Source organism: Deltaproteobacteria bacterium PRO3 (genome assembly GCA_030263375.1).
In the GTDB taxonomy this organism is placed as follows: domain Bacteria; phylum UBA10199; class UBA10199; order DSSB01; family DSSB01; genus DSSB01.
Genome location: SZOV01000114.1, coordinates 1 through 8,545, shown reverse-complemented (window position 1 = coordinate 8,545; position 8,545 = coordinate 1). Strand labels below are relative to the sequence as shown.

General features: G+C 62.5%; 6 protein-coding genes, 1 tRNA gene and 1 other RNA gene. 2 read left to right on the top strand and 6 right to left on the bottom strand.

Annotation, left to right across the window (positions count from 1 at the left end):
* The 6 genes from FBR05_13425 to rnr all read right to left on the bottom strand — a co-directional run.
* Window positions 1-625: DUF3552 domain-containing protein (locus FBR05_13425; protein ID MDL1873178.1), on the bottom strand; the 625-nt coding region annotated here is incomplete at its 3' end.
* Between the two features lie 48 nt (window positions 626-673).
* Window positions 674-1,246: a 5-formyltetrahydrofolate cyclo-ligase gene (locus FBR05_13420; GenBank protein ID MDL1873177.1), complete on the bottom strand. Its 573-nt coding sequence runs from the start codon at window positions 1,244-1,246 to the stop codon at window positions 674-676.
* Between the two features lie 273 nt (window positions 1,247-1,519).
* Window positions 1,520-1,720, bottom strand: a non-coding RNA gene (ssrS, locus tag FBR05_13415) — 6S RNA.
* 28 nt (window positions 1,721-1,748) lie between these two features.
* On the bottom strand, window positions 1,749-2,033 hold the full coding sequence (locus FBR05_13410; GenBank protein MDL1873176.1) for a cell division protein ZapA: 285 nt from the start codon (window positions 2,031-2,033) through the stop codon (window positions 1,749-1,751).
* A 73-nt stretch (window positions 2,034-2,106) separates the two neighbouring features.
* On the bottom strand, window positions 2,107-3,621 hold the full coding sequence (locus tag FBR05_13405; protein ID MDL1873175.1) for a glycosyltransferase: 1,515 nt from the start codon (window positions 3,619-3,621) through the stop codon (window positions 2,107-2,109).
* A 70-nt stretch (window positions 3,622-3,691) separates the two neighbouring features.
* A complete protein-coding gene (rnr, locus tag FBR05_13400) occupies window positions 3,692-5,731 on the bottom strand; it encodes a ribonuclease R (GenBank protein ID MDL1873174.1) in 2,040 nt (679 codons plus the stop codon).
* Between the two features lie 91 nt (window positions 5,732-5,822).
* Here rnr and FBR05_13395 point away from each other — a divergent pair.
* Window positions 5,823-5,909 (top strand) — tRNA-Leu (locus tag FBR05_13395).
* A gap of 444 nt (window positions 5,910-6,353) precedes the next feature.
* A partial coding sequence (locus tag FBR05_13390; GenBank protein ID MDL1873173.1) for a hypothetical protein occupies window positions 6,354-8,545 on the top strand: 2,192 nt, incomplete at its 3' end.

Genomic DNA, 8,545 nt, shown 5'->3' with positions numbered 1-8,545 from the left:
CGGTCTTCTCGGCCACCCACTCGCCCGCGAGGCGCTCGACCGCCTTGGTGATGAGCTGGCGCGCCTTCTTGTCGGCGCTGGCCCGCGTATCTTCCTCGATCTGGCGCAGGCGGCGTCCGGCCTCCAGCTGGGCCGATTCTTCCACCATCTTGACCAGGCGCTCCTTCGCTTCCTCCGCCGTCATCCGGGCCACGCCCTCCAAGGCCGTGCGCGACTCCTCGACCAGGTGGCGGTTTTTTTCCAACAACTCTTCGGCGGCCTTCTCCCGCTCGCCGACGCCCCGCTCGCGGGCCTCCAGCTCGCCCTCGCGGCGTTCGAGGGCCTCGGATTTCCGCTCGAGCCCCTCCTCGCGGGCGAAGAGACGCTGCTCGATCTTCTCAAGTTCGCCCTTGCGGCCGCGGACCTCGTCTTCGATCTCGCGTTCCGCCTGAAGCCTCAGGCCCTGGGCCTCCAGCTCGGCCTCCTTGCGACGTTGCGCCGCCTTCGCCTCGGCCGCAGCCAGGAGGCGTTCGGCCTCGCGCTCGGCGGATCCGATCTTGCCCTCGGCGATTTTCTTCCTTAGCAAGGCCCCCAGGGCCAAACCCAGGAGCAAAGCGGCCGCGGCCGCCAGGATGGTCCAGATCACGGTTCCCTCCGAAATGCGTCCCCCGTTTCGTTCACGGGCCCGGCAAGCCTAGGCCCGGCCTTTCGAATCGATCACGCGTCGTTCCGTGACAATGCGATCGACGGCCTCGTCGCGCTCGTCCGTCGGAACGCTCTCTACAACCTGAAAATCGTAGGCCAGGGCCCAGCGCCGGCCGCGGAAGCCCTGCAGCGCCCGGTCGTAATACCCCTGGCCCCACCCCAAGCGGCCTCCCCTCACGTCGAAGGCAACTCCGGGCACCAGGAGAATCGCCAGTCCCTCGAGCGGGACGACCGGCAGCCGCGGGTCCGGCTCGAGGATGCCCCAGGCCCCGGGCACCAGGGCCGACTCGTCCCCCACTTCGGCGAACTCGAGGCCCGCGGCGCCCAGTCTCGGCAGGCAAAGGGAACGCCCGGCCCGTCTCAGCCTATGGAAGATCCCTTGCGTCGGAACCTCCCCGCGGACGGCCCAGTACAGGCCTACTCGGGGAGCGGCGACCCACTCGGGCTGGGAAAAGAGGCGCTCTTCCACGGCCCGCGCGGCGTCCGCCTGAATTTCGGCGGACAGGGCGCCGCGCCGGTCCAGCATGGCGCGGCGGAGGCTCTCTTTTGCGGCAGGGTTCATCGCCGTGGCTCGAAGAAAAGGTTGTCGTCGATGAAATCGAGGCGGGTCGAAAGGAAGAAAGGGGACGCGCCGCTCCGGGGAGCGGGGCCAAACGCTTTGCAGAAAAGGATCAGCGGTCCAAAAACACCAAAGAGTAATAAAAAAATCTAATCAGGATTCTAAAAACAAGAATACAAGCTGCAAATATTCCAAGCAATTTCGTTCAGAGGTTTCAACCGACTCAATTTCAAGTCCCGCCCCCGGCCCGGCGAGGACCAGGGGCGGGACTTCAAAATTCTCCCCACCTTCTGTCGTGTGGGGCTGCGAGATTTGAACCTATTTAAAATAGGTGGGCGCTTCAATCACGGCATTAGGCTTCCCGCATGCGGCCCGAAGGTCGGCGGGCTTGCTCACCGCCGTTAGCGGAAGCTCCCGTTCTCATCAGCTAGGTTCTAAATCATAATAAAGCACCAAACGCGAACAAGGCAGGGAAATCCAAATCGGCTGTAAAAGAGCGAAATACTCAATGTCCGAGCTGGCGGTCGATCAAACCGAGGATCTCGCGGACCTTGGCTCGGGCCTCCCCGACCTTTCCTTTGTCGGTTGTCTTGATTCTAAAGAAATCGTCGGCAATGTTCAAGGCCGCAAGCAGCGCGACGTTCAAAGAAGAGACGGATTTCGTCTTTTCTTGGATGTCGAAGAGCTTCTTGTTGACGTAATCGGCGACGCGCTGGACGTATTTCTCGTCCGACTCGCTTTTGAGCTGGAATTTCTGGTTGAGCAAGACGACTTCGAAAGTTTTCTTCATAAATTGGGGCCATGATGACGGGGGGGAAAAGGCCTGTCAAGGTTTTTGCCCGCACTCGCCAAGCGGCGCAGGCTCAGTCGACCGTGACGCTGGGCGCACTCAAGGAAGGCGCGAGGGCTACGTTGGGACGGCCTTGAAATAACGAGAGAAAACCGACGTAGAAAAAGCCGATTTGGAAGAAGAGCAAACTGTACAGGGACATCCACAGACCGTGGGCGAAGGCGTAGACGACGGCCAAGGAAAAATACAGGCCGAGGAAGACTTCGACCAAGGTGATGACGCCGAAGGAGCTGCGGTATTTTTTGTGCTGCCAGGCGTCGGAGCGCTTGGCGATTGCGTATTTTGCCGTGCGGGTGAACTCGCTCTGCCGGTTGAAGAGGGCCTCGAAGACCGCCTTGGTGTTGTTGATGGCGAGGCCGATGCCGAGCGCGATGTTGAGCGGCAGATACAGCAGGCGGCTCTTCCAATCCGGATAGATTTCCTTCTGCGAACAGACGTAGAAGGACGCGATCGAGACCGTCGCTAGCAGGAAGACCGGCAGGTCGATCCACAGGATCGACTGCAGGCGCAGCTGGTGGCGCAGGTAGAGCGAGAGCGGCATGCAGAAGGACAGCACCACCATCAGGACGTAGGCGAAGTTGTTGAGCAGGTGAAAGCTGGCCTCCATCTTGACCCGCGGCGACAGGGCGCTGCGCCAGATGCGCGGCATGAGCTTCTTGGCGGTCTGAATGGAGCCCTTGGCCCAACGATGCTGCTGGGCCTTGAAGCCGTTCATGTCGACGGGAAGCTCGGCGGGCACGACCACCTCGGGGACGTAGAGAAATTTCCAGCCCTTGAGCTGCGCGCGGTACGAGAGATCGAGGTCCTCGGTCAAGGTATCGTAGTGCCAGCCGCCCGCGGCCTCGATGCAGCGGCGGTCCCAGATGCCCGCCGTCCCGTTGAAATTGAAGAAGCGGCCCGAACGGTTGCGCGCCGTGTGCTCGATGACGAAGTGCCCGTCGAGCAAGATGCTCTGGGCCTGGGTCATCAGCGAGTAATCCTGGTTGAGATGGCCCCAGCGGGCCTGGACCATGCCGTATTTTCGCCGGGCGAAGAAGTAAGGGACCATTCGCTTGAGGAAGTCCGGCTCGGGCAGGAAGTCGGCGTCGAAGACGGCGATCAGCTCGCCCTGGGCGACCTTGAGGCCCTCGTCGAGGGCGCCGGCCTTGAAGCCCTTGCGGTTGCTGCGGTGCAGGTAGACGATGGGCTGGCCCAGGTCGCGGTATTCGCGGACGACGGCCTTGGCGATCTCTTGGGTCTCGTCCGTGGAGTCGTCGAGCAGCTGGATCTCGAGGCGGTCGCGCGGGTAGTCGAGGGCGCAGATCTGCTGCACCAGGCGCTGGACCACGTATTTTTCGTTGTAGATCGGAAGCTGGACGGTGACGAAGGGCACCCGCGGGAGCGCGTCGAAGGCCGGCACGTCCTGGGGCAAGCGCTCTTTGTGCTTATAGTAGAGATAAGTCAGGTAGTAGCGATGGAGACCGAAGATCGCCAGTATCGCCAAGATGAAAAAGTAAATCCCGAGCAGGAGGAAGGAAAACAGCTCCATAATCAGGCTTATAGAAAGAAATCTTGAAAAGTCAAGGACTTAGATTTCCACTTCCGCCGGCGACGGCTGCTCAGGATTCCAGGGCGAAGAGCACCTGCCGCGCCTCGACGTCCACCTTCGCCACCTTGACGGTGACCTCGGTCCCGATCTTGAAGACCTTCCCTCCCTTGCGGCCGCGCAGCCGATGCTTCTTCTCGTCGAAGAGGTAGTAGTCGTCCTCTAAGTCCTCCAAGAGGACCAGGCCCTCGACGAAGAAGTCGAAGAGCTCGACGAAGAATCCGAACTTGGCGATCCGCGAGACCACGCCGCGCAGGGTCTCGCCGATGTGGCGCTGCATGAAGAGGGCCTTCTGCAGGTCGACGGCCTCCCACTCCGCCTCCATCGCCACCCGCTCGCGGCGGCTGCAATGGCCGGCCATGTTGGCCAGCTCGAGGGTGCGGGCCTCCCTCGCCTCCTCGGAGCGCGGCGCCTCGCGGAGCAAGATGCCCTGGAGGACGCGATGGACCATGAGGTCGGGATAACGGCGGATCGGGCTGGTGAAGTGGGTGTAACAGGTCGAGGCCAGGCCGAAGTGGCCGAGATTTTCGTGGGAGTAGACGGCCTGCTTCATCGAGCGCAGCAGGATGTGCTGGATCAGCCGCTGCTCGGCGTGGTCGGCCACCTGGTGCAGGACCTTGTTGAAGAAGCCCGGCTTGGGCTTGGGCGGAAAGGAGATGTTGAAACCCAGGTTGTGCAGCAGGATCTGGAAGTTCTTCACCTTCTCGGGGTCGGGCTCGCCGTGCACGCGGTAGACGCCGGGGACGCGGCGGGCGGTGATGAAGCGGGCCACCGCCTCGTTGGCGGCGATCATCAGCTCTTCGATCAGGAAATGCGCCTCGTTGCGCTCGGCCTTGATGATGTTCTCGATGCTGCCGTCCTCGAAGCTGATCTGGATCTCGGGCTCGGGCATGTCGAAGTCGATGCTGCCGCGCCCGAAGCGCTGCCGGCGGATTTTGCGCGAGAGCTCGAGGGCGTCGGTCAGCATGGGCAAAAGCGGCGTCAGCGGCTCGCGCACCTCGGGCACCAAGTCCACCAGGGCCCGCGCGACCTGTTTGTAGGTGAGGCGGGCCTTGGAGTGGATCACGCTCTTGTAGACGTCGGCGCTCTTCGGCATCCCCTGGGCGTCGTAGAGCATCTCGCAGGTGAAGGTGAGTCGGTCTTCCTTGGGCCTTAAGCTGCACAAGTCGTTGCTCAGGGCCTCGGGCAGCATCGGGATGCACTGGTCGGGAAAATACACCGAGGTGCCGCGCTTGAAGGCCTCGCGGTCGAGGGCGCTGCCGGGCACGACGTAATGGCTGACGTCGGCGATGGAGACCCACAGGCGGTAGCCGTCGCCCTCGGGCTTTACGCAGATGGCGTCGTCGAAATCCTTGGCGGTCTCCCCGTCGATGGTGACGAAGGGCAGGTCGCGGAGGTCGCGGCGGCCCTGGCCCAGCGAGATGTCGCGCCGGCGCTGCCAATCCTCGGCCTCGCGCAGGACCTCGTCGGGAAATTCCCGCGGCAGCTGGTGCTTGAGGATGACGATGTCGGTCTCGGTCTTGGGCGTCCCGCGCTCGGCGAAGATCTGGACCACCTCGGCGATGCCTTGGCGCCCCTCCTCCGGGTATTGGACGATGTTGAGCCCGACGCTCTGGCCGATCTCGGCGCCATTGAGCTTTTTGGAAGGGACGAGAAAATCGGTGCTGCGGCCCTTTTCGGAGACGACGGCGACGGTCTGGTAGCCGGATTTCTGCAGGCGCCCGATGACCCAGGAGGTGCCGCGGGACTTGATCTCGGTGATGGCCCCCTCGAGGCGGCCGTCGCGGGGGTTGACGCGGACGGTGGCGATGACCCGGTCGCCGTTCATGGCGCCCATCATGCGCCGGCCGGGGATGAAGACGTCATTGACGCCGGGCTGCTCGGCCAGGACAAAGCCGTAGCCGTCCCGGTGGATCTTGAGGACCCCCTCGAGGTACTGCGGGGGCGCCTCGGAGCCCTTTTTGCCGGGGGCTTTCTCCGGCAACTTGGGACGGGGCTGGTTTTTACGGGATTTGGAGCTAGGGCGGGCCCTGCGGCTTTTCTTTTTTCTCACAGGGCCTTAAGCTATGACGCCTGGCCCGGCTTCGCAAGCAAGATTCACGTTGACGAAGCCTGTGGGAATGAATAAACCCTGGGCGCCTTTCGCGAGAGTGGCGGAATTGGCAGACGCACTAGATTCAGGGTCTAGCGATCGCAAGGTCGTGGGGGTTCAAGTCCCCCCTCTCGCACTATTTCTTAATATTGGGGATTGAACCCCCACCGACTTTAGCCCGCTCGAATTTACTTCGATCGGGCGTATCACCGGTTATCCCTTAGATCCACCGACTCTTTCAAGGCTACCCTCGAATACCGCCAGGTGCGCAGCGGCATCGACCGTCTTGTCAGGTCATCGCTCTAATTTTTTAAATATGTACTTTATTTAGAACAACTTTGACCTTAGAATCATCGCAAGCCTAGCCCGTTTTCAATCGCAACTCCAACGGCTCGTTCCGTGAATTTTTAATAATTTCAGCGAGTTTCTCTTGCTGGGAACCCTTAATACTTTCGTCAGGGAAGGAGAAAAAACGCGAAAGGGGGAGGGTATTAAAGATACGTGCCTTTTACCCACCGTTTTTTCATCTTTCCTCCCTGCGACGCGCCAGAGGAGCTGTCCATCCATCAGGGGAGATATAAGAATGAAAGGTCTTACAAATATAATATCACCATCCATTCGAATCATCGCCTGCGCCTTACTGCTCGCATGGCCGGGGCTCGCCCAATCCGGAGGTCGCGGGGGAACCGTGACGCCGGATTCCGTCAAGGTCACCTTGGATTCCATCGAACGAAAGGTCCTCGACGGCGAGAGCGTGACGCTTTCCAGAATGACCGTCACCGTCGAGGCCCGCTCCAAGGACGTCAGTCACATCGTCTTCTCCATCCCCTCCGGCACCACCGTGGACCTATCCAAGACGATCGCATTCAACCCTAACTACTCGGTGGAATTGACCAGCGACGATCCCTCGATCGCCAAGATCAACCCGGAGCTTCATGCCACCGGAGTCAAGCTGGACGGAGAGTTCAAGGCGGGTACTCGCACCGCCGTTACCATCGTCACCGCCGGAACCGTGGGCTATAGCGGCGGCGAGCCCTTCTATTTCAAGAGCGCCCGCTTCGCCTTCGCCGGCAAGATCGAGGCGGAATTTCGCGACGTCGATCTGTCGGTCCGGTTGGAGGCCTCGATTCCCAACGTCAAGGCCGGCGAAACGGTGACCTACACGGTCAAGATCGCCAACCTGGGCACCGCCGCCACCGTCAGCGCGACCGCCGTCGAAATCGTCTTCTCGGGGACCTTTAGGGTCGAGGAGGTCGCGGTGACCCCGGGCGGCACGGTGGGCCACACCCAGCTGGGCATCGAAGCGATCATCGACCAGGAAATCGCCTCGGGCGCCACCGCCACCGTCTCGGTGACGGGAACCTGGGACCCCGCCAGCGTGGGAGACAACTCCGTGTCGGTGACGGTCCACAATCCGGACGATTTGACGATCGAAAACAACTCGGCGGAGGTCGCGGTCTTCGTCAATCCCGTGGAAGACGGCCTACTGCCCGTCTTCACCGTGAAGCCTCCCGAGCAGGTCCTCGTCAACCGGGCCTATGCGGTCGCCACGGCGGTCGAAAACAAAACCCAATACACGGCCCATAACGTGGTCTACGCCGTCACCGCCATCGCCGCGGCGGGCAGCGTGGAGATCCGCGACATCGTCGCCTCCGTGGGCACCGTCGAGGTCACCGCCGACGGCTTCGTCGTCCGAGTGGACTCCCTCAAGGCGGCGGAGACGGTTTCCGTCACCTACACGGTTACCGCGCGAGAGGAGGGGGAATACACGCTCGTCACCTCCGTCAAGGCCGACGGTTACGTGGAGGTTCGCGAGGAGACAACCCTCACGGCGGTAACGGCGGTCCGGGTGACGGCCAACGCGATGCCGACGGTGATTTACGAGGCGGCCAATACGGTCTCCTACACCTTCGAGGTCGCCAACAACGACCCGGATCTCGAATTGGTGACGGATCTCGCCTTCACCGCTACCTTGGCCTCCGAGGACGGCGCCACGCTGGTCGACAGCGCCATCACCTGGACAGACGCCGCGGGAACCCGCGAAATCCAGTGCCGCTCGAATCTCGAAGGCACCGAGATCCTCTGTCCTGTGTCCCTGGCGCCCTCGTCCAAGGCGACCTATACGGCATCCCTGACCGCTTCGCTGAACGCGGGGGTCGAAAGCGCCTCCTTGACCTGGTCCACGAAGGTTGCGGGCGCCGTCGCCGCGGGAAAGACCGAGGTGCGCTCCCAAGCGACTTTGACCGAGGCGGCGGTGACCGCCAAGGCCGCCACCGTCGAATCCGGCACCCCGGCGCGGATGTCGGTGTCGGTCGCGAACACCAGCCAAGAGCTGACCTTGGTCGGCGAGGTGGTCGCGACGGTCACGTCCTCCACGGAGGTCGCCTTCAGCAAAGTGAGCATGGTCGACGTCGTCAGCGGGGCTACGGCCTCCTGCCGCTTGAGCATCGACCAGACGGCCTTCGATTGCGCGGCCCCGGTCAAGATGGCACCCGAGTCGGAAGTCTTCTACGAGGTCCAGGCGACGGCCGTTTTGGGCCGGGCGGCGACCGAGGGAAGCTATACCGTCTCGGGCGGTTTCCGCACCAACGGCGTCACCCAGGCGAAGGAGGTCACGATCACGGTGACGAAGGCCGCGGAACCGCCTCCGCCGGTCTGCGAGGCCTGTGATCCGCAGGATCCCCTCGCCTGCGCCGCCACCGATGGCCTGGTCTGCGGCGATTCGGACGGAGACGGCCAATTCTGCTGCGAGGCCCCTCCTCCGAACTGCATCAG

Excerpts from the sequence above, each read along its gene's own strand:
- FBR05_13420 (MDL1873177.1), bottom strand. The coding sequence starts at position 1,246 with ATGAACCCTGCCGCAAAAGAGAGCCTCCGCCGCGCCATGCTGGACCGG.
- FBR05_13410 (MDL1873176.1), bottom strand. The coding sequence starts at position 2,033 with ATGAAGAAAACTTTCGAAGTCGTCTTGCTCAACCAGAAATTCCAGCTC.
- FBR05_13405 (MDL1873175.1), bottom strand. The coding sequence starts at position 3,621 with ATGGAGCTGTTTTCCTTCCTCCTGCTCGGGATTTACTTTTTCATCTTG.